At 65.4% G+C, this 24,787-nt stretch carries 22 protein-coding genes and 1 pseudogene; 9 read left to right on the top strand and 14 right to left on the bottom strand.

The annotated features are described in order from the left end of the window. Positions 1 to 39: 39 nt before the first annotated feature. Both ACM61V_RS14450 and ACM61V_RS14455 read left to right on the top strand, forming a co-directional pair. A complete protein-coding gene (locus ACM61V_RS14450; RefSeq protein WP_137786360.1) occupies positions 40 to 699 on the top strand; it encodes a DUF2490 domain-containing protein in 660 nt (219 codons plus the stop codon). 99 nt (positions 700 to 798) lie between these two features. Continuing rightward, positions 799 to 942 carry a lmo0937 family membrane protein gene (locus ACM61V_RS14455; protein WP_137786361.1) on the top strand — a complete coding sequence of 48 codons (144 nt, stop codon included), beginning with the start codon at positions 799 to 801 and terminating at the stop codon, positions 940 to 942. A gap of 45 nt (positions 943 to 987) precedes the next feature. Here ACM61V_RS14455 and ACM61V_RS14460 read toward each other — a convergent pair whose 3' ends face one another. The 5 genes from ACM61V_RS14460 to ACM61V_RS14480 all read right to left on the bottom strand — a co-directional run bounded on the left by ACM61V_RS14460 (position 988) and on the right by ACM61V_RS14480 (position 5,997). Then, positions 988 to 2,283: a dihydrolipoamide acetyltransferase family protein gene (locus ACM61V_RS14460; RefSeq protein ID WP_137786362.1), complete on the bottom strand. Its 1,296-nt coding sequence runs from the start codon at positions 2,281 to 2,283 to the stop codon at positions 988 to 990. 5 nt (positions 2,284 to 2,288) lie between these two features. Next, positions 2,289 to 3,293: an alpha-ketoacid dehydrogenase subunit beta gene (locus ACM61V_RS14465; RefSeq protein WP_137786491.1), complete on the bottom strand. Its 1,005-nt coding sequence runs from the start codon at positions 3,291 to 3,293 to the stop codon at positions 2,289 to 2,291. A gap of 59 nt (positions 3,294 to 3,352) precedes the next feature. Next, positions 3,353 to 4,642, bottom strand: a complete 1,290-nt coding sequence (locus ACM61V_RS14470) for a 3-methyl-2-oxobutanoate dehydrogenase (2-methylpropanoyl-transferring) subunit alpha (RefSeq protein WP_137786363.1) — start codon at positions 4,640 to 4,642, stop codon at positions 3,353 to 3,355. Positions 4,643 to 4,798: 156 nt separating this feature from the next. After that, positions 4,799 to 5,107, bottom strand: coding sequence for a PilZ domain-containing protein (locus tag ACM61V_RS14475; protein ID WP_137786364.1), 309 nt, complete (start codon positions 5,105 to 5,107; stop codon positions 4,799 to 4,801). Between the two features lie 143 nt (positions 5,108 to 5,250). Beyond that, positions 5,251 to 5,997: a Bax inhibitor-1/YccA family protein gene (locus ACM61V_RS14480; RefSeq protein WP_137786365.1), complete on the bottom strand. Its 747-nt coding sequence runs from the start codon at positions 5,995 to 5,997 to the stop codon at positions 5,251 to 5,253. 121 nt (positions 5,998 to 6,118) lie between these two features. On the opposite strand from ACM61V_RS14480, the gene thpR reads away from it, so the two are divergent. Beyond that, positions 6,119 to 6,664, top strand: coding sequence for an RNA 2',3'-cyclic phosphodiesterase (gene thpR, locus ACM61V_RS14485; RefSeq protein ID WP_137786366.1), 546 nt, complete (start codon positions 6,119 to 6,121; stop codon positions 6,662 to 6,664). Between the two features lie 5 nt (positions 6,665 to 6,669). Here the strand turns inward: thpR and ACM61V_RS14490 are convergent, their stop codons facing one another. Beyond that, the gene (locus ACM61V_RS14490; protein ID WP_137786367.1) at positions 6,670 to 8,055 is read right to left on the bottom strand and encodes an RNB domain-containing ribonuclease; all 1,386 of its coding nucleotides are present in this window, start codon (positions 8,053 to 8,055) and stop codon (positions 6,670 to 6,672) included. 82 nt (positions 8,056 to 8,137) lie between these two features. Between ACM61V_RS14490 and ACM61V_RS14495 the strand changes: the two genes are divergently transcribed. Next, on the top strand, positions 8,138 to 9,325 hold the full coding sequence (locus ACM61V_RS14495; protein ID WP_137786368.1) for a molybdopterin molybdotransferase MoeA: 1,188 nt from the start codon (positions 8,138 to 8,140) through the stop codon (positions 9,323 to 9,325). A gap of 56 nt (positions 9,326 to 9,381) precedes the next feature. Continuing rightward, positions 9,382 to 10,056, top strand: coding sequence for a transcriptional repressor LexA (gene lexA, locus ACM61V_RS14500; protein ID WP_137786369.1), 675 nt, complete (start codon positions 9,382 to 9,384; stop codon positions 10,054 to 10,056). Positions 10,057 to 10,132: 76 nt separating this feature from the next. On the opposite strand, the pseudogene ACM61V_RS14505 reads toward lexA, so the two are convergent. Next, positions 10,133 to 12,184 (bottom strand): annotated as a pseudogene (locus tag ACM61V_RS14505) (ComEC/Rec2 family competence protein); the annotation flags it as partial. A gap of 68 nt (positions 12,185 to 12,252) precedes the next feature. On the opposite strand from ACM61V_RS14505, the gene gltX reads away from it, so the two are divergent. The 3 genes from gltX to ACM61V_RS14520 are packed head-to-tail and all read left to right on the top strand — an operon-like array spanning position 12,253 to position 15,192. Continuing rightward, the gene (gene gltX, locus ACM61V_RS14510; protein WP_419714086.1) at positions 12,253 to 13,680 is read left to right on the top strand and encodes a glutamate--tRNA ligase; all 1,428 of its coding nucleotides are present in this window, start codon (positions 12,253 to 12,255) and stop codon (positions 13,678 to 13,680) included. 22 nt (positions 13,681 to 13,702) lie between these two features. After that, a complete protein-coding gene (locus ACM61V_RS14515) occupies positions 13,703 to 14,986 on the top strand; it encodes a citrate synthase (RefSeq protein WP_137786371.1) in 1,284 nt (427 codons plus the stop codon). After that, entirely contained in the window at positions 14,986 to 15,192 is a 207-nt protein-coding gene (locus tag ACM61V_RS14520; RefSeq protein WP_137786372.1) for a hypothetical protein, read from the top strand. The genes ACM61V_RS14515 and ACM61V_RS14520 overlap by 1 nt, the downstream gene beginning before the upstream one ends. Here ACM61V_RS14520 and ACM61V_RS14525 read toward each other — a convergent pair. Genes ACM61V_RS14525 through ACM61V_RS14535 form a run of 3 tightly spaced genes read right to left on the bottom strand, consistent with a single transcriptional unit; the run spans position 15,178 to position 18,797 of the window. Continuing rightward, positions 15,178 to 16,503, bottom strand: coding sequence for a sensor histidine kinase (locus ACM61V_RS14525; protein WP_249341500.1), 1,326 nt, complete (start codon positions 16,501 to 16,503; stop codon positions 15,178 to 15,180). The two genes, ACM61V_RS14520 and ACM61V_RS14525, sit on opposite strands and share 15 nt — an antisense overlap. An 8-nt stretch (positions 16,504 to 16,511) precedes the next feature. Then, a complete protein-coding gene (locus ACM61V_RS14530) occupies positions 16,512 to 17,555 on the bottom strand; it encodes a hypothetical protein (protein WP_137786374.1) in 1,044 nt (347 codons plus the stop codon). A 60-nt stretch (positions 17,556 to 17,615) separates the two neighbouring features. Next, the gene (locus ACM61V_RS14535) at positions 17,616 to 18,797 is read right to left on the bottom strand and encodes a hypothetical protein (protein WP_419714087.1); all 1,182 of its coding nucleotides are present in this window, start codon (positions 18,795 to 18,797) and stop codon (positions 17,616 to 17,618) included. 191 nt (positions 18,798 to 18,988) lie between these two features. Here ACM61V_RS14535 and ACM61V_RS14540 point away from each other — a divergent pair, with 191 nt between their 5' ends. Continuing rightward, a complete protein-coding gene (locus tag ACM61V_RS14540; protein WP_249341501.1) occupies positions 18,989 to 21,286 on the top strand; it encodes a hypothetical protein in 2,298 nt (765 codons plus the stop codon). A 15-nt stretch (positions 21,287 to 21,301) separates the two neighbouring features. On the opposite strand, the gene ACM61V_RS14545 is transcribed toward ACM61V_RS14540, so the two are convergent. From ACM61V_RS14545 to ACM61V_RS14560, 4 genes are all read right to left on the bottom strand, one after another. Next, entirely contained in the window at positions 21,302 to 21,577 is a 276-nt protein-coding gene (locus tag ACM61V_RS14545; RefSeq protein WP_137786377.1) for a DUF1467 family protein, read from the bottom strand. A 4-nt stretch (positions 21,578 to 21,581) separates the two neighbouring features. Continuing rightward, positions 21,582 to 23,219: a ribonuclease J gene (locus ACM61V_RS14550; protein WP_137786378.1), complete on the bottom strand. Its 1,638-nt coding sequence runs from the start codon at positions 23,217 to 23,219 to the stop codon at positions 21,582 to 21,584. 78 nt (positions 23,220 to 23,297) lie between these two features. Then, positions 23,298 to 24,080 (bottom strand): type III pantothenate kinase, encoded by a 783-nt coding sequence (locus ACM61V_RS14555; RefSeq protein ID WP_137786379.1) that lies wholly within the window; start codon positions 24,078 to 24,080, stop codon positions 23,298 to 23,300. 11 nt (positions 24,081 to 24,091) lie between these two features. Next, complete coding sequence (locus tag ACM61V_RS14560; RefSeq protein ID WP_137786380.1) at positions 24,092 to 24,787, bottom strand: biotin--[acetyl-CoA-carboxylase] ligase; 696 nt, start codon at positions 24,785 to 24,787, stop codon at positions 24,092 to 24,094.

Consider the following 24,787-nt stretch of genomic DNA (forward strand, 5'->3'; position numbering starts at 1 on the left):
CGCATCAGTTGTGCAATGCGCGCGCCCTGGTCTTGCTTTATGATGTCTGCGGCAATCGCGCTTTTCCCCACATCGGCATGGGCGAGCGACGATTCACAGCTTTGGCTAACCGAGTTCGCCACTGTGCGAGTCAGCGATAAATGGCGGTTTTCGCAGGAAATCGTAACCAGGATCAGCGATCAACGCCACGGCCTTTACGAGGTCGAGAGCAATTCGCTCATCGGTTACAGCCTAGCGCCGAATCTGATCTTATGGGCCGGCTATACGCATGATCCGAATTACGACGCCGGGAGATTCGCGATCATGGAGCACCGCGCACGCGAGCAGGTGACACTCGACGATATCCGGCTGGGCCGACTAAGCATGGCTCTGCGACTGCGCGGCGAGCAACGCTGGCGTGAAGGCATGGTGGGAACGGGCTGGCGCGTGCGCCCCTTCGTCCGCATTGCCCTGCCGCTTGCTACCCAAGGGCAGACCGGAATCGCGATCAGCCATGAAAGTTTCATCGATCTCAACCGCACGAAGTTTCAGGCGATCGAAGGTGAGGAACGCATGCGCAACGCGGTAACCTTGTACACCCCGATCGTGACAGGATTGAATGTCGAACTGGGCTATATGAACCAGCACCGCTTCATCCAGGGTGGCAGCGACGGGCAGGATCACGCCGTGACAATCGCCCTCAACGCGGCATTTCATTGAGGCGGTTTCGTACATCGCGATCAGACAAATATTGTCACAAACCCGGAACGATTCCGACACAATCCACGTTCTCGCTTCAAGACATTACGGAGAGATGCGATGCTTTGGACGATTGTTGTGATCCTGCTGGTCCTGTGGCTGCTTGGTTTCAGCCTGCACATCGCCGGCGGACTGATTCATATCCTTCTCATCGTCGCGCTTGTCGTCGGTCTGGTCCAGCTTTTCACCGGTCGCAGGGTATAGTATAGGCAGGCGCCGGTCGCAGTCATCAGACCGGCGCCGCTTTTCTCATTGCGCGAATAACAATACCGGCGTTTCGAGCAGCTTACGAAGCGCCTGCACATAATTTGCGGCGTCCCATCCGTCCACGACGCGGTGATCACAGCTAATCGACAGATTCATCAGCTTCGCGCGAACGATCTCGTCGCCCCGGAAAACCGGGCGCTCGACGATCTTGTTCGGGCCGATGATAGCGACTTCGGGCCTGTTGATAACCGGAGTTGTCGCGATACCACCAAGCGGGCCAAGACTGGTCACGGTGATCGTTCCGCCACCCAATTCATCAGGCTTCAGCTTGTTCGCCCGCGCGGCCTCCGCAAGACGCCCGATCTCGCTGGCGAGTTGCCATATATTGCGATCCTGCGCGTCTCGGATGACGGGCACCGTCAGACCGGCATCGGTCTGTGTTGCCATCCCGAGATGCACGCGGCCCGAACGCGTAACGACTCCGGCCTCATCATCGTACCGCGCGTTGAGCATCGGGAATTCGGGCAATGTGCGACAAATCGCGACGATCAGCAACGGCAGCATCGTCAGCTTCGGCCGGCTTCCACGCGTTGCATTGAGATCGGCGCGCACCCGCTCGAGCTCGGTTACGTCAATCTCGTCGACATAGGTGAAGTGGGGAATGTGGCGCTTCGACGCGGCCATGTTCTCGGCGATGCGACGGCGCATCCCGATAACCTTGATCTGCTGGTCGGCGCGCGCGTTTGCGGCGTGCGGCGCGTGATAGCCTTGCCCTGAGGCATAGCGGAGATAAGCGTCAAGATCGGCGTGGCGGATACGATCCCCCTCGGCCGGCTTAACATGCGACAGATCGATGCCGAGATCGTCCGCGCGTGCACGCACAGCTGGCGACGCGAGCACATGACGCTGCGTTTCTGCCGACGCAGGCGCAGGCGCCGCGGGCGCGATCTCCTCTTCCGCCAGAGACACCGAAGCCGGGGCGGTGCTGGAAAGTTCAGGATGCGAAAAGCTTTCGACCGCAACCGGCTCGACCACCGCCGCCCCCGGCGTTTCCGCCGTGATCGCTGCTGCCGCTTCTTCCTCCGCCTCGCCTTCGCCCTCCATCTCGATCACGACCAGGGTCGCGCCGATCGAGACCTGCTCGCCGACTTCCCCTGCCAACTCCACGACGGTGCCGGAAACGGGGCTCTCCATTTCCACGGTCGCTTTGTCGGTCATCATGTCCGCGATCTGTTGGTCCTCCTCGACCCGATCACCAACCTTGATATGCCACGCCACGATTTCCGCTTCGGAAATCCCCTCGCCGATATCAGGCAACCGAAAGTTGAAACGCGCCATCGTCATCAGTCCTTCAGAATCTTTTTGAGCGCCTGGCTGATCCGCACCGGCCCTGGAAAATAGGCCCACTCCAGACTGTGCGGATAGGGCGTGTCGAACCCGGTGACGCGCTCGATCGGCGCCTCGAGGTGATAGAAGCACCGCTCCTGCACCAGTGCGGAAAGTTCCGCGCCGAAGCCGGAAGTTCGCGTCGCCTCGTGAACGATCATGCAGCGTCCGGTTTTCTTCACCGACTCCTCGATCGTCTCGATATCGAGCGGCACGAGCGTGCGCAGGTCGATCACCTCCGCATCTACCCCGGCCTCGGCGACAACGGCGAGGCAGACGTGAACCATCGTGCCGTAAGCGAGGATCGTGAGCGCCTCGCCCTCGCGCACTATGTTCGCCTTGCCTAGCGGGATGCGGTAATAGCCGCTGGGCACCTCGCTCGCGGGGTGTTTCGACCAATTTTCGGCCGGGCGATCCCAATGGCCGTTGAACGGGCCGTTGTAGATGCGCTTGGGCTCGAAGAAGATCGTCGGATCATTATCCTCGATCGCGGCGATCAGCAGCCCCTTGGCATCGTAAGGCGTGGACGGGATCACCGTCTTCAGGCCCGATACGTGAGTGAAGATCCCTTCGGGCGATTGCGAGTGCGTCTGGCCGCCGAAGATCCCCCCACCAAAGGGCGAGCGCACGGTGAGCGGCGCGATGAATTCGCCATCGGAGCGATAGCGCAGTCGCGCCGCCTCGCTGACAACCTGATCGAGCGCGGGATAGATATAATCGGCGAACTGGATTTCCGGCACCGGGCGAAGGCCATAGGCACCCATTCCCACCGCGACGCCGATGATGCCGCATTCGGTGATCGGCGTATCAAACACGCGCGTCTTGCCGTATTTCTTCTGAAGGCCCGCGGTGGCGCGGAAGACGCCGCCGAAATAGCCCACGTCCTCCCCCATCACGATCACATTGGGATCGCGCGCCATCATCACGTCCATGGCAGAATTTATCGCCTGGATCATGTTCATGCGGGTGATCTCGCCCGCGTCGGACACCGCTTCCGTTTCAATCGTTTCGGACACTGACATCACCCCTTGCGCGCCCAGGGACGGCCCGAAGCCGTTTCCTCGTCCATCATCATCTGCCGCTGTTCCTGGAGGTGCCAGGGCATTTCCTCGAACACGCCGTCGAACATGCTGTCGAGCGGCTGATGCAGACCATGACCAAGGATACCGTTCTTCTCGGCATCCTTCTGCGCCGCCTTCACCTGTTCGGCGACTTCGCGGTCCATGGTGCCCTGGCGTTCCTCGTCCCATTCGCCGATCGCGATCAGATGATCCTTCAACCGCCGGATCGGATCCCCGAGCGGCCAGGCGTTTGGCTCTCCCGCGGAGCGATAGGCGCTCGGATCATCGGAGGTGGAATGGCCCTCGGCACGATAGGTGAAATGCTCGATCAGCGTCGGCCCGGCGTTGGTGCGCGCGCGCTCGGCCGCCCAGAGCGTCGCCGCATAGACCGCGAGCGCATCGTTGCCGTCAACGCGCAAACCGGCGATGCCATAACCCACCGCGCGCGCGGCGAAGGTGGTCGCTTCCGCGCCCGCAAAGCCCGAGAAGCTGGAAATCGCCCATTGATTGTTGACGACGTTGAAGATCACCGGCGCGCGATAGACGGTGGCGAAGGTGAGCGCGGAATGGAAATCGCCCTCCGCCGTCGATCCCTCGCCACACCATGTCGCCGCGATGCGGGTGTCGCCCTTCGATGCGGACGCCATCGCCCAGCCCACCGCCTGCGGATATTGCGTCGTGAGGTTGCCGGAGATCGAGAAGAAGCTCGCCTCGCGCACCGAATACATGATCGGAAGCTGCTTGCCCTGCAGGCGATCGGCGCGGTTCGAATAGATCTGGTTCATCATGTCGACGATCGACCAATCCCGCGCGATCAGAAGCCCCTGCTGGCGATAGGAGGGGAAACACATATCATCGTGTTCCAGCGCATAGGCAGCGGCGACCGCCACCGCCTCCTCGCCCAGCGACTTCATGTAGAAGCTGGTCTTGCCCTGCCGCTGCGCGCGGAACATGCGCTCGTCAAAGGCACGGACCAGCGCCATGTGACGCAGCATCCGGCGCATCGTATCCGGTGAGAGGCGCGGATTCCACGGCCCGACCGCCTGGCCCTGCTCATCCAGCACGCGCACCATGGTGTATGCCAGATCGGTGAAGGACGATGCCGCCGCATGCGTATCGGGGCGCGGCGCGGCGCCGGCTGGAGGCACGTCGACAGCGGAGAAATCCACGTCGTCGCCGGGGCGGAACTTAGGCTCCGGCACGTGGAGCGACAATGGCTTCAAATTGCTGCGAACAGGCTCGCCGGACATGCTCTCTCCAGACTCGCGCCTCTTTCGCCGGCGCGCACGGCTATTTCGCTTGCTTGAAATATAATTTCAAGCGGCGAAAAGCGCGGCATGACCTATTTAAGGGGTTATCCGTCGTGCAGTTGAAGCAAGCTCTCGTGCCGCGTGAGCACGCCGGCGTCAGCGTGGTCGCGCGTCGGGGGCGGCCGCAAGGAGCAGATCGAGCTCATCGATCGCCAGTGGGGCAAGGAACTCGCACCCGATCTCCCCATCGCTGGCCCAGATGATACGCGCGTGGCGCTGCACCCCGCCCGGCAGACCAATCTTCAGCGTCGTCCCCACCGGCAACGGGATCGACATCCGCGCCCGAATGCCGTTCGACGAGGCATCGACCACCTCGACGGAAACCGCGACACGCGCGGTGGCGCGGCACTCCGCAGGCGCACGCGGTGCGCGACGGGCATCCTTGGGCTTGGCGAGAGCGGTCATCGATCAGTCCCTGTCTTCCTCTGCCGCAGTCTGCCACCGCGATGGTTAACAGATCGTAGCGCCGCAGAAGCGTGACAGACGCGAAAAAGGCCCGGCGGATCGTCGCCGGGCCTTCTCGAACGTTCGGTCTGAGACCGATGGTCTCAGTCGCGCTGGCCCATGAAGGACAGCAGGAACTGGAACATGTTGATGAAGTCTAGATAGAGCGACAGCGCGCCCATGATCACCGTCTTGCCGATCATGTCGGTGCCGGCGACATAAGCGTACATGCTCTTGATCCGCTGCGTGTCATACGCGGTAAGACCGGCGAACAGCAGCACGCCGACCGCGCTGATGACCATCGCCATCGCGGGCGACTTGAACCACAGGTTGAGCAGCGACGCGACGATGATGCCGACGACACCCATGATGAGGAAGGTGCCGAAGCCCGACAGATCGCGCTTCGTCGTGTAGCCGTAGATGCTCAGCGACAGGAAGGCGACAGCGGTCGCAAAGAAGGTGATCGCGATCGACGTGCCCGTATAGACGAGGAAGATCGTGGACATCGACACGCCCATCACGGCGGCGAAGGCCCAGAAGATCAGCTGCGTCGCACCCGTCGACAGGCGGTTGATACCGAAATTCAGCACCAGCACGAAGGCCAGCGGCGAGAACATCACGAGATATTTCAGGATGCCCGGCGCCATGAAAACCTGTGCCGCGAGGCTGTCGCGTCCGCCGCTGGCGAACAGCAACGCCACGATCCCGGTCAACAGAACGCCCGAGGCCATATAGTTATAGACCGAGAGCATATAGGACCGGAGACCCGCGTCATACGCGGCAGCCCGCGTATCGGCGGCGCTCGTCCCGAACGGGGCGGCGGTCGGCCGGGGGTCAGACCAGTTAGCCATTGTCACTTCGCTCCTTTATCCCGCAAAGAAATGCGCGGGAATGAGGGAAATATTGCCCGTCCCGCCGCAATTTTCAAGCGAACCGCCCGAAAGCAATCTTTCGTTACAAAGGCATCGTCGCATGTATCGTCTGTTCGCCGCGCTCCGCCCGCCTGCGTCGATCCGCGCCGCGCTGTCCGCGGTGATGAGCGGCGTGCCTGCCGCGCGCTGGCAGACCGATGCACAGCTTCACCTGACGCTGCGTTTCATCGGCGATGTCGATCGTCCGCTGGCGGAGGAGATCGCACACGCACTGTCCGGCGTGTCCGCTTCGATCCCGGAAGTGCGGCTCGCCGGCGTGGGACAATTCGACAAGCGCGGCCGATCCGATGCGCTATGGGCCGCCATCACTCCTCATGCCGAACTGGCCACGCTGCATCGCAAGGTCGATCATGCGCTGGTGCGACTGGGGCTGGCACCGGAGCGGCGCGCGTACCTGCCGCATGTCACGCTCGCCCGCCTGCCGCGCAGCGCAGGGCATGGCGCAGCGATCGAGCGCTGGCTGGCGACGCATTCGGGGCTCACCAGCGCCCCCTTCACGATGGGCGAGTTGATCCTGTACCAAAGCCGCCTCGGGCAGGGCGGTGCAAGCTATACGCCGGTCTCGCGCCACCCACTGGGCCGGTAGCGCGCTCAGCCGATACGCGTGAAACGCAACGCGCGCCGCACGGGATCGGCATCATCCAGCCGCACCGAGATCTTCTCACCCGGCTCGCCGGCATCGGTCGCCACGCGCGCCACTACCGGACGGTCGCAGAGCTGGATGCGCGCACCACGTTCATCGCGATCCAGGATGATCGCGGCGAACGCCTGCCCCTCCAGACCGTGCAGCGTGACCGCCTCCGCCATGTCGATCACCGCGCGGTCGATCGCGCCGGCGACGGAACCGGACCGTGCCATAACCGCGGGCAGCTTGCCGAACGCGACGGTGACGACATCCGGCACGGGCGCTCCGTTCGCGATCGCCAGCGCCGCCTGCACGACATAGCGATCCGCCAGTCGCCGCAGCGGGGCGGTCGCATGGGCGTAAGTCGCCGCTACCGCCGCATGCCATGGCACAACGCCGGGTTGGTAGGGCGCGTAGCTCGCCCCCTCGCCCGCGCGGCGGATGGCGATCATCATCGCCGCCTGCCGCGCGTCATGCCCATCCAGCTCACGCTGGAATTCGCCGAGCGTCGTCCCCGCCGGCCACACGATCCCCAGCGCCGCCGCAGCGTTGCGCAATCGCCCGATCGCGCGTTCATCCGGCCCTGGCATGACGCGGAACAGCCCGGTGTGATGCGCCAGCATCGCATCCGCCACCGCAAGATTGGTCGCGAGCGACATCGCCGCGTTCTGATCCTCCGCCGCCGCGCGCGGCCGGAACCGCAATTGCAGCCGGCCATCACCGTTCCGCGCAAGTTCCTGCTCCGGCGGATCGACGCGCGTCGCACCGCGCCGATCCTCCGCCGCGCCGACACGTGCGGCGAGATCGGCGAAACCGGGAGGCAGATCCGCCGGCCGCACATTCTCATAGGCGAGTTTAGCGCGGCTGCGGATCATCGCGCGCTCCACGCCATCCAGCCGCACGCCGCCGTCCGGCGCCACACGTACCATGAAGATCACAGCGGGCCGGTCCCCGTTCGGTAGCAGGCTCGCCGCGCCCTCGCCAAGCACCGGCGGATAGAGCGGCGCCTTGCCGTCAGGGAGATACAGCGATTCCCCACGCAGCCATGCTTCGCCATCGAGCACGCCACCCTCGTCAACGAACCAAGCCACGTCCGCGATCGCATAGCGCAGCAGCAGATCACTTCCTGCCGGCTCAATCGCGAAAGCCTGATCCAGATCGGTCGAACTCGCCGGATCGAGCGTGACGAACGGAATCGCGGTGCGATCGACATGCGCGGCAGGCGCGCGCCTCGCCGCCTCTTCGGCCGCCGCGAGCACCTGCGGCGGAAAGCTTTCGGGAACGTCATATTGCGTGCGGATCGCGGCGAGGCCCTCGGTCAGCGCGCGATCGGGATCGAGCAACGTCTTCATCGCGCGCAGATTATCGGCGGCGTCGCGCGCTGTCGATCATCTCGCGGTGGCCCCGGCGGCGGGGCCATGCAATGAAGGCGGGATGACACATCCTCCCCTTCTGCCGGTGGCCGAAGCGCAGCGGCGGCTGCTCGCGCTAGCTCCCACGATCGATACCGAGCAACTGGCGGTGATCGAGGCGGCTGGACGCTATCTTCGTGCGCCCGTCGTCGCGCAACGCAGCCAGCCGGCGCAAGACCTGTCCGCGATGGACGGTTATGCGATCCGCTTCGCGGATATGCCCGGCCCATGGCGAGTGATCGGGGAGAGCGCGGCCGGTCATGGCCATGACGGGGCGATTGATGCCGGAGAGGCGGTGCGCATTTTTACCGGCGCACCGATGCCGCCGGGCGCCGATACCGTGCTGGTGCAGGAAGAAGCGGAGCGCGACGGCGCGTTGCTGCGCCTCGCTGGAGAGGGGCCGCGCTACCGCACGCGGAATGTCCGCGCGCGCGGCCTCGATTTTCACGCGAGCGATGTGCTCGCCACCACCGGCGACCGGCTGACCCCCGCGCGCCTTGCGCTGATCGCGACCGGCGGCGCACGCACCGTGACAGTCAGTCGCCGCATACGCATCGCGCTGGCCGCCACCGGAGACGAACTGGTCGAGCCGGGCAGCGGCGGGGGCACTGGCCTGCCGGAATCGAACCGGTTGATGCTTCGTGCGATGCTTGCGGATCTGCCGGTCGAGTTCGTCGATCTCGGCATCCTCCCCGATCGGCTCGATGTTCTTACCGAAGCGTTCGCCAATGTCCGGGCGGACATGCTCGTCACCACCGGCGGCGCATCGGTGGGCGATCACGATCTTGTCCGACCCGCCCTGGAGGCGGCCGGCACAGCGATCGATTTCTGGCGGATCGCACTGCGGCCCGGCAAGCCGATGATGGCTGGGCGTCGCGACGACTGCGTGGTCGTCGGCCTACCGGGTAACCCGGTGTCGGCCTTCGTCACCGGCATGCTTTTCGTGCGCCCGCTCGCGGCGGCGATCGCGGGCGCGCGCGATCCGTTGCCGCAAACCACGCGCGCGACGCTCGGCGAGCCCCTGCCGGCCAATAACGAGCGCACGGACTATCTACGTGCGGAACTGCGCGGTGGCCTGCTTTACACCGCCGCGATTCAGGACAGCTCGATGCTCGCGACGCTGGCGCGCGCGACCTGCCTGATCCTGCGTGAGCCATATGCTCCGCCCGCGGCAATTGGCGAATCGGCGGAAATCCTGCCGATCGCTTGACCTCTCCTCGCTTGTTCCGTAAAGGTTCCGCGTCTGTTCGCCTGCGGAGGATCGCGATGCTTACGAAGAAACAGCATGAGTTGATCTGTTTCATCCATGATCGCCTCGCCGAAACCGGCGTTTCTCCGTCGTTCGAGGAGATGAAGGATGCACTGGAGCTGAAATCCAAGTCTGGCGTCCATCGGCTTATCAGCGCGCTTGAGGAACGTGGCTTTCTGCGCCGCCTGCCCAACCGCGCGCGCGCGCTCGAAGTGGTGAAGATGCCTGAACGGATCGAGGCGGCGCAGCGTCAGCCGTCCGCGGATCAGGCCCAGCCGGCGAAGCGCGCGCTTCCGCAACCAGCGAATGATGTGATCGAAATTCCGCTCCACGGCAGGATCGCGGCGGGCATGCCGATCGAGGCGTTCGAGGGTTCGTCATCGCTGCCGGTTCCCGCGGCACTGCTGGGGGCAGGCGAGCATTTCGCGCTCGAGGTGGCGGGCGATTCCATGGTCGAGGCGGGTATTTTCGATGGCGATTACGCGCTGATCCGCCGCACCGAGACCGCGCGTGACGGCGAGATCGTCGTCGCGCTGATCGACGACAATGAGGCGACGCTCAAATATTTCCGCCGCGAGGGGGCGATGGTCCGGCTTGATCCGGCCAACCGGAGCTACGATCCGCAGCGTTATTCGCCGGCGCAGGTGCGGGTGCAGGGCAAGCTTGCGGGACTGTTGCGTCGCTACGATTGAGGCGATCGCGCTCGCTGGCACGACGCTCCGGCTTTCGCGGGTAGGCGCCGGCGGAGGTTAGTGTCCTGGCGGCAATGACCCACGGATGCCGATCGCCCGCAACGTGAACCGTCGCGATCCTTCCGCTTGCAAGGCTGATGGCGATGCCGCCGGTTTTCTCCAGCATCGGGCGATCCAATAGCAACCATTGCGGCGTGCAGGCGCGCGGCAGGCGACGGTCGCTGACGACGATATCGGCCGCGCGACACGCCGCCACCATCTGCGCCCACGCCGGCAGATATCCGCTGCGCGTCGCAAGGATGCGCCATCGCCGGCCGCCTGCCATCCTTGTGATCATGCAGGCATCCCGACTGCAGGCGGCATCCGGCTGCTCCGACAGCGGCAGGGGATCATCCTCCGCGCCGGCATTCTCCGCCAGCATCCCGCGCACATAGTCCCCGGTGCGGTCGCGCAGTATCGCCAGATCGCCGCGCGCGGTGCGGATCGCCACATGCCGTCCGTCACCGGTAACAAGCAGGTCCGGTGCCGGCGTTGCCAGCGCCCAGCCCGCACCGAGAGTTAGCGGGATGAAGCCGAGCCGCCGCCATCGCGTCCGCCACAATGCCAGCCACAATCCGCCGACCGCCATCAGCGCATAGGCCGCCCCCGGCATTGCGGGCAACGCCGTCACCGAGCCTGGCGCGGCGGCCGTCGTTCGCGCGATCCACAGCAACAACGCGAGCGCCTTTCCGGTCAGCCACCACAGCGGGCCCCCGACCCCGATCGCGTCGAACAGCAGCGCCAGCGCCTCCAGCGGCATCACAACGAAGGTGGTGAGCGGGATCGCGACGATGTTCGCGAAAGCGCCGTAAATCCCCGCGCGATGAAAGTGATACACCGCGATGGGCATCAGCGCGAATTCGATCATCAGGCCGGTGAGGAGCAGCGATCCGCCATCGCGCAATATCCGCGCGATCCAGCCCTCGTCCCGCTTCATGAACCAGCGCCGGGCCATGGGATGCTCGTGCAGGGCGACGATCGTCGTCACCGCCGCGAAAGATAACTGGAAGCTTGGCCCGACCAGAGACTCAGGCCAGAACAGTGTCACGACGAACGCGCCCGCCGCAACCAGCCGCAGCGTCACCGCCTCGCGGCCGAGCGCCAGCGCGCCCAGGATCAGGAGCGCAGCGATACAACTGCGGATCGTCGGCACCTCGCTGCCGGTCAATAATGTGTAGCCGATCGCGGCGCCCGCCCCCACCACGCCCGCCAGCAGCGGCACCCGTCCGGTCAACGCGAGGCGGCTACTCAGGGCGAGCAGGCGCGTGGCGAGCAACATCGCGATGCCGACCGCCGCCGTGATATGGAGGCCGCTGACCGAGAGGAGATGCGCCAGCCCGGAGCGCCGCATCGCCTCCGCGTCGGCATCGCTGATCGCGCCGATATCCCCGGTGGCGAGAGCGGCCGCGATGCCGCCCGCACTCCCGTCAAGTTGCGCGTGGATGTGGCTGGACAGGCGAACGCGCAGCCCCTGCCGCGCATCGCCGCCCGACAGGACAGTCACCGGCGCGAACCCGCGCCCGGTGGCGCCGAGACCATCGAACCACGCGACACGCTGAAAATCATAGGCACCCGGCACCGCCGGCGGCGCTGGCGGCAACAGCCGCGCGCGCATCGACACCACCGCACCGGGCGCGATCGCTTCGGGCACGTCCGCCTCGGCGAGATTGATGCGGATACGGGTTGGCGCGGTATCCGGCGCGCGATCCAGCCAGCGGGTCGGCGTCATCGTAAGCCGGGTCAGTTCGCGCGCTGGCAACGGCTGGACCCGCGCTTCGAACCGCACGACCATTGCGCGCGGCAGCACCGGCGCCGCGGCGCGCTCCGCCCGCCACCAGATCAGCATCATCCCGAGCGCCAACGCCCCACTGGCCACGGCGATGCTCCACGCCAGCCGCCCGCCGCGATGCTGCGCTACGGCGAACGCCGCCGCCGCAAGAGCCAGGAAAGTCGCCCCGAGCCATGCACGCGGATCAGGCAAGGCGAACCACAGGATTACGCCTGCACCCAGGAACACCGGCAACCACAGCGCGAGCTGATCGCGCTCGGCCTCCAGCCATTCTTCGATGCCGGAGGTTTGAAGCGTCATCAGGCGCGTGCTAGGGGCGCCCCCGGGCATCGTTGCCATGTCGTAATTCAGTCTGGGAGCAAGCGCGCTTGAGCGCAACCACCGATCCCGCCGACGGGAGCGAGCGCAAGACCTCGGTCGTTACGCGTTTCGCCCCCTCCCCCACCGGCTTCCTTCATCTGGGCGGCGCGCGAACCGCGCTGTTCAACCTTCTTTACGCCCGCCATCACGGCGGGAAGTTCCTGCTGCGGATCGAGGATACCGATCGCGCGCGCTCGACCCAGCCAGCGATCGACGCGATCCTGAGCGGGCTTCGATGGCTCGGGCTGGATTGGGACGGCGACGCCGTGTTCCAGTTCGCGCGTGCGCATCGTCATGTCGAGGTGGCGAACGCGATGGTGGCAAGCGGCAGCGCCTATCGCTGTTACCTTACCGCCGACGAACTGGCCAAGATGCGCGCCGAGGCGGAAGCTGCGAAGAAGCCGTTGCGCATCCGCTCGCCGTGGCGAGACAAAGCGCCGTCCGATCCCGATGCGCCGCACGTCATCCGCCTGAAAGCGCCGCTGGACGGCGCGACCACGATCAACGATCTCGTCCAGGGTCAGGTCACGGTGGAGAACGCCGAGCTTGACGATCTGGTGCTCGTCCGTTCCGATGGCACGCCCACCTATATGCTGGCAGTCGTGGTCGATGATAACGACATGGGCGTCACGCACGTCATCCGTGGCGACGATCATCTCAACAACGCGTTCCGGCAGTTGCCGATCTATCGCGCGATGGGTTGGGCCGAGCCGGTCTATGCCCATATTCCGCTGATCCACGGATCTGACGGCGCGAAGCTTTCGAAGCGGCACGGCGCCGTGGGAATCGAGGCATATCGCGATGAACTCGGCATCTTGCCCGAGGCGCTCGACAATTATCTCATGCGGCTCGGCTGGGGCCATGGCGATGCGGAGATCATCAGCCGCGAACAGGCGATCGAATGGTTCGATCTGGCCGATGTCGGCAAATCGCCGTCGCGCTTTGACCTGAAGAAGCTGGAACATCTCAACGGCCACTACATCCGCGAGACGGACGACGCCCGGCTTGCGGCACTGGTCGGCGACCGGCTTGGCTTTGCTGGCGATGACGCGCGCCGCGAGCTGCTGATCCGCGCGATGCCGGCGCTGAAGCCCCGCGCCGCCAATCTCAACGAACTGGCCGACGGCACGACGTTTCTGTTTGCCGCGCGCCCGCTGACAATCGACGATGCCGCGCGCCCGCTTCTGGAGGGCGACGCACCTGCTTTGCTGTCGCAGTTGCACGCGGCCCTTGACGCGCTGCACAACTGGGATACGGAGGCGCTCGAAGATGCGGTACGGCGTGTGGCAGAGGCAGCGGGCGTAAAGCTCGGCCAGGTCGCGCAGCCGCTCCGCGCGGCTCTCACTGGTCGCAAGACCTCGCCAGGCATCTTCGACGTGCTGGCCCTGCTGGGCCGCGACGAAAGCCTGGCCCGGATTGCGGATCAGATGCGTTAGGCCGGGGACAAAGGAGACTAAAATGACGGATACTGCGCAGCTTTCTCTCTCCGGCAAGACTTCAGAATATCCGGTCCTGTCCGGTTCGGTCGGCCCGGATGTGGTGGATATCCGCAAGCTTTATGGCGCGACCGGCGCCTTCACCTACGATCCGGGCTTCACCTCGACCGCATCGTGCCGTTCGGCGCTGACGTACATCGACGGAGACGAGGGCGTTCTGCTGCACCGCGGCTACGCGATCGGTGATCTGGCCGAAAATTCCAGCTTCATGGAAGTCGCCTATCTGCTGCTCAACGGCGAATTGCCGGGGGCGGGCGAACTGGAAGCGTTCGAAACGACGATCACCCGCCACACGATGCTGCACGAGCAGCTCGCCACCTTCTATCGCGGTTTCCGCCGCGATGCCCATCCAATGGCGATCATGTGCGGCGTCGTTGGCGCACTTTCCGCCTTCTATCATGATTCGACCGATATTCACGATCCGAAGCAGCGGATGATCGCGTCGCACCGGCTGATCGCGAAGATGCCGACGATCGCGGCGATGGCCTATAAGTACAGCGTCGGGCAGCCATTTCTCTATCCCGACAATTCGCTGAGCTACACGGGCAATTTCCTGCGCATGACGTTCGGCGTTCCCGCCGAGCAATATGAGGTGAACCCCGTCGTGGAAAAGGCGATGGACCGGATCTTCATTCTCCACGCCGATCACGAGCAGAACGCCTCCACCTCCACCGTCCGACTCGCCGGCTCGTCGGGCGCCAACCCGTTCGCGTGCATTGCAGCCGGGATCGCCTGTCTTTGGGGGCCGGCACATGGCGGCGCCAACGAGGCGGCGCTCAACATGCTGCACGAGATCGGCACGCCCGATCGCATCCCGGAGTTCATCGCCCGGGCGAAGGACAAGAACGACCCGTTCCGTCTCATGGGCTTCGGCCACCGCGTCTACAAGAACTATGATCCGCGCGCGACCGTGATGCAAAAGACGGTGCGTGAGGTGTTCGAGGCGCTGAAGGTCAGCGATCCGGTTTTCGAAACGGCCCTGAAGCTTGAGGAAATCGCGCTGAACGACGACTATTTCGTCGAGAAGAAGCTGTTCCCGAACGTCGATTTCTATTCCGGCGTGATACTGTCGGCGATCGGCTTCCCCACCTCCATGTTCACCGCGCTCTTCGCGCTTGCCCGCACCGTCGGCTGGGTGGCGCAGTGGAACGAGATGATTACCGATCCCGATCAGAAGATCGGTCGCCCGCGCCAGCTCTACACCGGGCCGACGCAGCGGCCTTATGTCGCGGCGGACAAGCGCTGATGCGTATCGCACGCCCGGTGCTGACTGTGCTGGGCGTGCTCTCTTTCATGATGGGCATGCTGTGGATTGGCCAGGGGTTGGGATATGTCCACTGGCCGCAATCGAGCTTCATGCTCGATCAGCGCCCCTGGGCCGATCGCGGCGCGGCGCTGGCCGCAGTCGGCATTCTCCTGGTGCTCGCCGCGCGGCGTTTAGGCCGCCGGTAACGACAACACGAAGCGCGCGCCTTCATTCTCAGCGCTATCGACGCTGATGTCTCCGCCCATCGCGCGCGCGAGCCGCCGCGAGATATAAAGCCCCAGACCGCTGCCGCCCGGTTCACGCGGGTCCACCCGGGCAAACTTGGCAAAGATGCGCGTGTGATCCTCTGGTGCGATGCCCTTGCCCTGATCCGCCACGATCGCCACGATCCTGCCGCCATCGCGCTGCACCCTCAGCCAGACGGTGCCGCCCGGCGGCGAATATCGCAGCGCATTGCCGATCAGGTTGACGAGAATCTGCAGCACACGGCGGAATTCGCCGATCGCGACCAGCCCCTCCTCTGCGTCGCCAACATCCACGCTAACGCCTGCATCCGCCGCGCGCACCGCGAACAGACCTGCCGCGCGACGAAGCACATCGGGAAAATCGACCGGCTCGAATTCGATGCGGAAGTCTTCACGTTCGATCGCTTCCAGATCGGATAGATCGTCCACCAGCCCCATCAGATGGCGGCCGGCGCTCGCGATATCGGCGGCATAATCGACGTAATGCGCGTCGATAGGACCATCGACGGCAGCATTGATGCTGTCGGCATTGGCGATGATCCGGTTCAGCGAACCGCGCAGGATCCCGTCGAGCTTCACGTTGAACGCCGGCGCAGGCTCGATGCCCGTAGTGTCGTCGGGTCCGAGCGGCAGAAACACCCCGCCAACGAAGCCGGCGAATACCCCGATCGCATTGCGCCGCGCGGTGCCGGCCAGCATCACCCGATCGGCCGCCCCGCGAATCGTTGCCACCTGTCCGTCGAAATCATGCTGCGCCGCCACGGCCTCGAGCAGCGTCATCCCGCCGCGTGCATCCGGCAGCAACGTAAACAATTCCGTCAGCGGCTTGCCGATCAACATCGATGCATCCAGCCCGTGAGCCGTGGCCACGTCGGTCGGCAAGTGAACGATCCGCAGCGCCGCATCGATCTCCCACAACCAGTCCGCGCCGGCGGGGGGCGGCGCGTGCTGCGTCGCGGTCGTCGCACTGCGCCACGCCGCGCGCTCGCGCAGCGGCGCGACTGAAAGAGTGACTCCGTCCGCGCTGGGCACCGCGCGTACCCAGCATTCGAGATCGGCGTCGATATCCGCGATCACGACCGTTCGCTGAACCAGAATGCGAAGGCGCCGGGCCAGCCGCACGACAGTCGCCAATTGCGGCACCGCGAGCACTTCACCGATCGCACCTCCCGCGCGATCGTTGAGTGTGGAGAACCCGGCGTCAGCCGATACCAGCCGATCGGACGAATCAAGCCGCGCGCTGAGCGTCATGCCTTCGCTCATGCGCGATGCGACCGTGCAAGCGCCCGGATCGCGCGGCGGAAATCGGCGTGCAGCGATAGCGGCGCCAGCGCCGCGCGCGCGGCGAGCACCGGAATCGCCGCAATCGTATCGAGCAGATCGGCGAACGCCTCGATATCGCGACGCGGCTCGGCATCCGCCAGCAGCAGCGCCACCCGCGCCAAGTCATCCCGTGTGAAGCCGTGCGCGCGCAGGACCAGCCACAGGCGATCGCCATCGATATCGAGCAGTAAGGCCCGCGCCTCGCCTAGCTCGATCCGCTGCGCATAAGCTATCAGGGCCACCGCTAGTTCGGCACGGCCGTCGCCTAGCGCCTCGATCAGCAACGCGGGGATTTCATCGGCGCGCGCATCGATCGCGGTTGCCAGCCGCAGCGCGATCGAATCCAGCCGCGCTCCGTCGTCATGCGCATCGATGCACCGTATCGCCGATTCGACCAGCGCCTGATCCACCCTCCCCGGCCGCTTTTCCCGCAGCGCGGCGGCGACCCACCAGACGACCCGGCGATGCAATTCCCCCGGCAGCGTCAATCCGCGCGCGCCGCCCGCATCACGCCGGCCGTCGGCGAGGAGATAATCGCGTGCGCTGCCGGCGGTCACCGCATCGTCACCCTGCGCCATTCGCGGCAGCAACGTCGCTGGCAAACCCGGCTCCCGACCCGCGGCCAACGCCGCACCGAGCAACGCGAGCCGCACCTGCCCGATCATCTCCGCCATCAGTTCGGGGTCACGCAGCAGGCCGGCATCGAGCAGTCGTCGCAACGTTTCGGCCGGTTCCGCCGTCACCAGCCCTCCGCCGGAGCGGGTCAGCAGCCGTGTCGCGTGTCCCGCGAGTTCGCGCTCGATCCCCTCAAGCGTCGTGGCGATCGCGGTATGCAGCGCGGCGCGCGTGCGATCATCCAGCCGATCATGCGCGGAAAGAAAGAAATCCTCGATCGCCGCGTCCAGCCGCCGCTCGGCGCGCGCATCCGCGCCTGCCGCGCGCGCGAAAATCGGCGCTGCGTCGGGAGCGATCGCGTGCAAGGGGTCGTCCTGATCGACCGGCATGCGAATCCGAATATCGCCAATGTCGTTAAGACGCGACTAAGCCTGACGGCGAAGTAACTCAATTGTCGCGCCCAGCGTGGCAAAGGCGTAAATCGCGGTCAGCGCCAGCCCGGTCATCGGCAACCGCACGAGCGTCAGCACGGCGAGCGTAGCCAGATAGGCAGGCGGGCTACCCCACCAGGCGGCACGCGGCAGCACACTCGCGGCGCGCTCGGCGAGCCCCGCCGCCACCACCAGCACCAGGGCGATCACGAGCGCCGAATCGGTCGCTGCGACCGAATCGAGCGAATAGCCGAGCAAAAGCGCGGCCAGCGCCGGCACCGCCAGAATCTCGAGCCTGAGCGCCCGCTCCAGCCGCGTCTCGTCGCGAAGCCACGCCGTCCGCTCCGCCATTGCCGCCACGATCGTCCCGGCCAGCACCGCGATCAGGCCGGCCGCATTGTAGCCCATCAGCGTCAGCCCGAACCCGAGCAGGACGGCCACGCCGCCACCTGCCGCGACGGCGGCCGTGGAAGCCGTGCGCCTCACCAGCGGCGGCAGGACGAATCCGGCGATCGGGCGCACGATCCAGCGATCGAACCATGATGATCGCGTCGCAAGGGTCGCCATCATCACCGCACGGCTGCGCTCTTCCAGCGCCGCGCCGCGCCGTTCGACGCCGTGCCCCGCGTTCGCATCACCGGCGGGCAACGCTATGTGCCGGGCACCCGACTGCGCGGCAGCGTGCAGCAGCGCCGATTGCACATCATAATCGCTCGGCATCGCCGCGACTTCGGCAAGCCGTCGTGCGTCGAGCCGCGCGATTCCGGCCCAGGCAAGCCCTCCACCGATCAGTTCGTAATCCGGCGTCGCGATACCTGACGCGACCACCAGTAGCGCGTCCCCGCCATCCTCGCTGAACGGCGCTATTACCGCATCGGTGGTTATAAGCCCATCCGCGACCGCGATGATCTGTGCGAGCGGGTGCAGCCGCGCACTCGCCTCGGCGGCGCTGCGTACGGTATCCACGCTGATCCCGCGCCGACCGATCCGTGCGATCGCACCAAGCAATTCAGGGGTCAAACGGGAAACGACGATCACAATTTGCGACGCACCCGTCGCGGCAAGGAGGCGGGCCTGATATTCGATCAGCGTAACACCGGCGAACGGCAACGTCGCCGCGAGCATCCCCGGGCGATCTTCAGCATCCTGAACGGCAAACAGCAATCCCGCGAGCATTCCCGCGCTGTTAGCGGTGAACGCGGCAATGGCAAACCGGGGTGGCGCAGATGGCCGGAATAAGAGTTCGAGAACCCGACTAAAAGTCCGACTGGCGGCTCGTTGCGGCGAATCGATCAAGCCGTCTGACGCTAACCGCTTTGTCAGCGGACGATTCGTGGTAAACCGCTCCGATGAGCGGGGGAACAACGATGATCGGGCTGCGCGAAGCCGTCAACACGACAGCCGGCCAGATGGACGCGCAAGAGGAGCAGCCATTGTTCCTGAGCGAGTTCAACGTGGCTGATCGCGAGGCATTGCACGAAAACGATCTCGTCCAGGAAACCCCCGAGCCGTCACACTGGTCGAAGATCGCCCCGATCGCGCTGGCGGTGCTTTCGCTCATCTGGGTCGGCGCGCTCAGCGTACTTGCATGGAACAGCCTGCGGGAGATGACGCCGGTCGCCATCGCTCAGTTCGCCGCCGCGCTCCTCACCGTGCCTTTGCTCGCGGGCGTGTTGTGGCTCATCACGCTGCGCACGAGTGCGGCCGAGGCGCGCCGCTTCGGCGCGACCGCTCGGGCGATGCGCGCCGAAGCAGGGTTGCTTGAGCAGACCGTCGCCTCGCTTACCGCTGCGATCGAGTCGAACCGCTCGCTCATCAACGAGCAGGCGCAGACACTCTCCGCGCTGGGCGACACCGCCACCGCGCGCCTGGCCGCGATCGGCAGCGCGCTTTCGGAAGAGGTTTCGCACGCGACCGGCCACGCCCGGGCGCTGGCCGATACGGCCCGCGCCGCGCAGGACAATTTGAATATTCTGACTGCCGGCCTGCCACGTGCGCAGGAAGAGATTGCGAGCCTCGTCATCCACATCGATCGCGCGGCGCTCGCCGCTGGCGAGCAGGCGGCAGCGCTGGACGTGCAGGTCAGCGCGCTCGCCGATCGCGGCCGCGAGGCGGAGACGGTGGCGGGCGGCGCGGCACAGAAGCTTGCCGCGCATATCGCGCGAATGGAAGCGACGAGCGAAAACGCCGGCGCCCGGCTGGAAGCGGTCACCGCCGAAATGTCGACTGCGGTAGACCTGATGCTCGATCGCACGGCGACCGCGATCGACGAATCGCGCAAGAGTATCGCCGCGCAGGGCGACGCGATGCTGGCGATGGTTGGCGCGAATCAGGCGGCTCTGGATACAGCGGCGCGCGTCAGCGCGGAGTCGCTTGCCGATCGCATCAGCCTGATCGAACTGGTGATCGACCGCGTGGCGCAGCGGCTGGACGCCCAGCAGGGCGCGAGCGACACCTTGCTGACGAAGCTCGATGACGGCATCGCCGAGGTGGAACGCAAGCTTGCGGCCCTGCACCAGCACGGCATAGAGCGATCCAATCTTCTGGCCGCCTCGATCAGCGCACTTGGCGGATCGGCGGACGCGATGACCGAGGCGATGCGCGCCGGGGATGAAATGGCCACGCGCGCCATCAGCACCACCGAAGCGTTGCTTGTCGCGCTCGATGCCGCCTCGCGCGAGATGGACGAGACGATGCCGGCCGCCGTCGATCGGCTCGACAGCCGCTTCGCCGCGTCTAAGGCTGTAGTAGTGGCGACCAAACCCGAGTTGCTCGCGCTCGTCACGGCGGCGGAAAGCACCCATGACGCCATCGAAGCGATCGCGCAGGTAATTGCGGACCAACGCCGCAACGTTGACACACTCACCGGCACCTTGCTCGAGTCGCTCACCAGTGGCCGCGCCAAGGCCGACGCCATCGGCCAGATGGTCGATGAAGCGACCGAGCGCGCGAACCGCCTCGCCGAGGACGCCGCGCCGCGCCTGCTGGAAGCGCTGCTGCGCGTCCGGGACACCGCGACGCAGGCCGCCGAGCACGCACGTGACACGCTTGCAAAGGTGATCCCGGAGGCGGCCGAAGCGCTAGAGAAATCGGGCGTCGTGGCGCTGCGTCACGCGGTCGATCAGGGTTTCGAGCAGACGATCGCCGAACTTTCATCGGTTGCGGAAAGCGCGATCGCGGCCACCTCGCGCGCCGCGGCAGAGCTGGATCGACAGATCCGCAGCATCGATGAAAAATCCGCGATGGTCGACAGCAAGATCGAGCTGGCCCGCAGCGAACGCGAGGAGCATGAGACGGAGAGCTTCGCCAAACGCGCCTCGCTGCTGATCGAGGCGCTGAACTCCGCCTCGATCGATATCACCCGCACCTTTGCGCCCGATATCGCGGACAGCGCCTGGGCAGCATATCTGAAGGGCGATCGCGGCGTATTCACGCGGCGCGCGGTGCGGCTGCTGGATTCGGCCGAGCAGCGCGATATCGCCCGGCTATACGACGACGATCTCGCCTTCCGCGACCAGGTGAACCGCTACATCCACGATTTCGAGGCAATGCTGCGAACGATCCTGACTCAGCGGGACGGTTCGCCGCTGGGCGTGACGCTGCTCTCGTCGGACATGGGCAAGCTTTATGTCGCGCTGGCGCAGGCTATCGAGCGACTCCGCTAGGCGATTGCGCGTCGCCTACAGGCCGTTGGCGACGTCCAGAAAATCGAGCATGTCGGTCGTTATCCAGCCGAACTGGTAATTCGCCACGAACAGCAGGAACAGGATCGTCGCAACGATCGTAACGCGAATTGCCGTGCGCCCGATGCGAAAATCGTGCGGTGCGCTTTCGGCCTGCCCCGGAATCTTCTCGGCGCCTGCTTCCTCCGCCGTCCGCACCCCGAACGGCAGGACGAGGAACACCGAGAAGGCCCAGAACAGCACGTAGATCGCCAGCATCGACGTCCAGCGCATCGCTTCAGACCTCCACGATCAACACATCGACGATCGGCTTTTTGCCCGTCCAGCGCGTCGCGACGCGGCGCACCGCGAGGCGGACATTCTCGCGCAGTCGATCGCGGTTGCCCGTCGCGCCGCGCACAGCCTCGGCAGCCGCTTCCCCGGCCTCCGCAAGGAAGGGCTCGCGCTCATCCTCGACCGGAACTCCCTGCGCACGAACCTGCGGCGATCCGGCGAGCCGCCCTTCACGCGTAACCGCGACAGCGACAGATATCTGGCCATTGACCCCCAGCTTCCGGCGCTCGTTGATCGTGATCCCATCGGCAGGCAGGATCACATCGCCGTCGAGCACCAGTCGCCCCACCAAGGCGTGACCCAGCTTTTCCGGTGCACCCGGCGCCAGGCGTACGATATCGCCATCGGTCTGCACCAGGGCGCGCGGAATGCCCTGTGCCAGTCCGAAGCGAGCCTGCTCCATCAGGTGCCGCATTTCGCCATGCACCGGCACGAGCACGTTGGGCCTGATCCAATCATACATCGCCGCCAGTTCGGGGCGCCCGGGATGGCCCGAGACATGAACATGCGCCTGCTTCTCGGTGACCATCTCCACCCCGCGCCCGGCGAGGATATTCTGGATGCGGCCGATCGCGACTTCATTGCCGGGGATCTGCTTGGACGAGAAGATCACCGTATCGCCGGCGTCGAGCGAAACGGGATGGGTCCCCTCCGCGATACGCGACAGCGCGGCACGCGCCTCCCCCTGACCGCCGGTCGCAACGATCAGGACACGATCGCGCGGCAGCCGCATCGCGGTGTCGACATCAACCGTTTCCGGGAAATCGCGCAGATAGCCGCATGTCTTGGCCACTCTGATGATCCGGTCGAGCGAGCGCCCGGTGACGCACAGCTTGCGCCCGGTCTCCTTCGCGACTTCGCCCAGCGTATGGAGACGCGCGGCGTTCGAAGCGAAGCTCGTCACCAGCACGCGGCTGCGCGCCTTCGCCACCGTTTCCGTCAGCCCGCGCCGCACCGACTCTTCGGAGCCGGACGCCTCTGCGTTGAAGACATTGGTGGAATCGCACACCAGCACGTCGATCCCGGCATCGCCGATCGCGCGCAGTTCATCCTCGCCGGCCGGCTTGCCAATCACAGGCCGGGGATCCAGCTTCCAGTCGCCGGTATGGAACACGCGGGCGTGCGGAGTGATGATCTCCAGCGCGTTCGCCTCCGGGATTGAATGAGCCAGCGGCACGAAGCGAATATCGAATGGACCGACCGCGAAGCGCTCGCGCGGCTGGATGACGCGAAGATCGACGCTGCCTGCGATCCGCTCCTCCTCCAGCTTGCCGTGGATCAGCCCGGCGGTAAAAGGCGTCGCATACAGCGGCACGCCCAGATCCTGCGCAAGATACGGCAACGCGCCGATATGATCCTCATGCCCGTGGGTGAGGACGATCCCCGCCAGTTCCCCTTGGCGTTCCTCAATGAAGGAAAGATCCGGCAGCACGAGATCGATGCCAGGATAGCTGTGATCGGCAAACGTCACGCCCATATCGACCATGAGCCACTTGCCCTTGGTGCCGTAGAGGTTGACGTTCATGCCGATTTCGCCCGAACCGCCGAGCGCGCAGAAAAGAAGTTCGTTACCGGGAGTCATCTTGATCCTAACTGGGTGCCCCAAGCCGCCATGCAGCTGGTCGGGCCGGGCGCGCCGGCTTTCATAGGGGCGCATCGTTCACTGATTATGGGCGCGTTCCCACATGATCGCCAGCCCCTGAATGGTGAGATCCGGCTCGATCGCATCAAACGCTTCGGTATGCTGTTCGAACAGGGTGGCGAGCCCCCCCGTGGCGATCACCTTCACGGGCCGCCCCACCTCCGCCTTCATCCGCGCCACGAGCCCCTCGATCATCGAGATGTAGCCCCAATAGATGCCGATGTTCATCTGATCGACTGTATTGCGACCGATCACACCGACATCGTCGCGCGGCGCCTCGATCGCGATGCGGGGCAACTTGGCGGCGGCGTTGAACAGGGCGTCCAGCGACAGGTTGATGCCCGGCGCGATTATTCCGCCCTTGTACGCGCCGGTATAGTCCGAATAGTCGAAAGTAGTAGCGGTACCGAAATCGATGACGATCAGGTCACCCTGATGCAATGCATGGGCCGCGATCGTATTCACCGCGCGATCCGCACCCAGCGACTGGGGTTCGTCAACGTCGATCGCGATACCCCATTCTACCGGGGGACGGCCGGCGATCATCGCCTCACGCCCGAAATACTTTGTCGACAGCACCTGAAGGTTATGAAGCGCGCGCGGAACCACAGTGGAGATGATGACCGCGTCGATCACCTTGCGGTCATAACCCTCAAGCATCAGCAACTGATTGAGCCATACAGCATATTCGTCTGCCGTTCGGCGGGCATCGGTGGCGATCCGCCAGCGAGCTCTGATCGCGCGATCCTCGACCAGGGCGAACACGACATTGGTGTTCCCGGCATCGATCGCGAGCAGCATCCTCTTTCCTTTCAAACCAGAAACACGTCGCCGGCGTGGATGACACGGGTCGAGCCATCCGCCAAGCGCAGGACGAGCGCGCCGTCGCTTGCCATGGTCTCGAACGTGCCATCCATGGCAGAACCATCTGCCAGCCGCGCGATCAGCGGCGTGCCGGTCGCGTGCGCGCGTTCCAGCCACCGCGTGACAACCGGCGCCAGCCCCTGCGCGCGCCAGATGCCGAGCCACGCGGCAAACATCCCCGTCAGACGCTCCAGCAGTGCCATCGGCGTGATCGCCACCCCCTCTGCCGCAAGACTGGTGGCGGCGCGGTCGGCAAGATCGGGATGGTGCGCGACATTCACACCGATCCCCACCACCACATTATCGCCCATCCGCTCCAGCAGAATACCGGAAAGCTTCGCACCGGAAACGAGCAGGTCGTTCGGCCATTTTAGCATGGTGACACGTGGCGCAAGCCGCGCAATCACCTCTTCCAGTGCCACGGCCGCGACCAAAGCCAGCGAGGCGGCCGCAGGATCGCCGGGGCGAAGCCTGACCAGCGAGGACGCGTAAAGATTGCCAACCGGGGATTCCCATGACCGCCCCTGACGCCCGCGGCCGGCGAGTTGCCGCTCTGCACGAAGCCAAAGGCCCTCCTCAGCCCCGTTCGCGGCGAGATCGAGGAGGTCGGTGTTGGTGGACCCCGTTTCAGAAACGGTAATGAT

It is taken from the genome of Sphingomonas sp. TX0543, assembly GCF_048565505.1.
In the GTDB taxonomy this organism is placed as follows: Bacteria; Pseudomonadota; Alphaproteobacteria; order Sphingomonadales; family Sphingomonadaceae; genus Sphingomonas.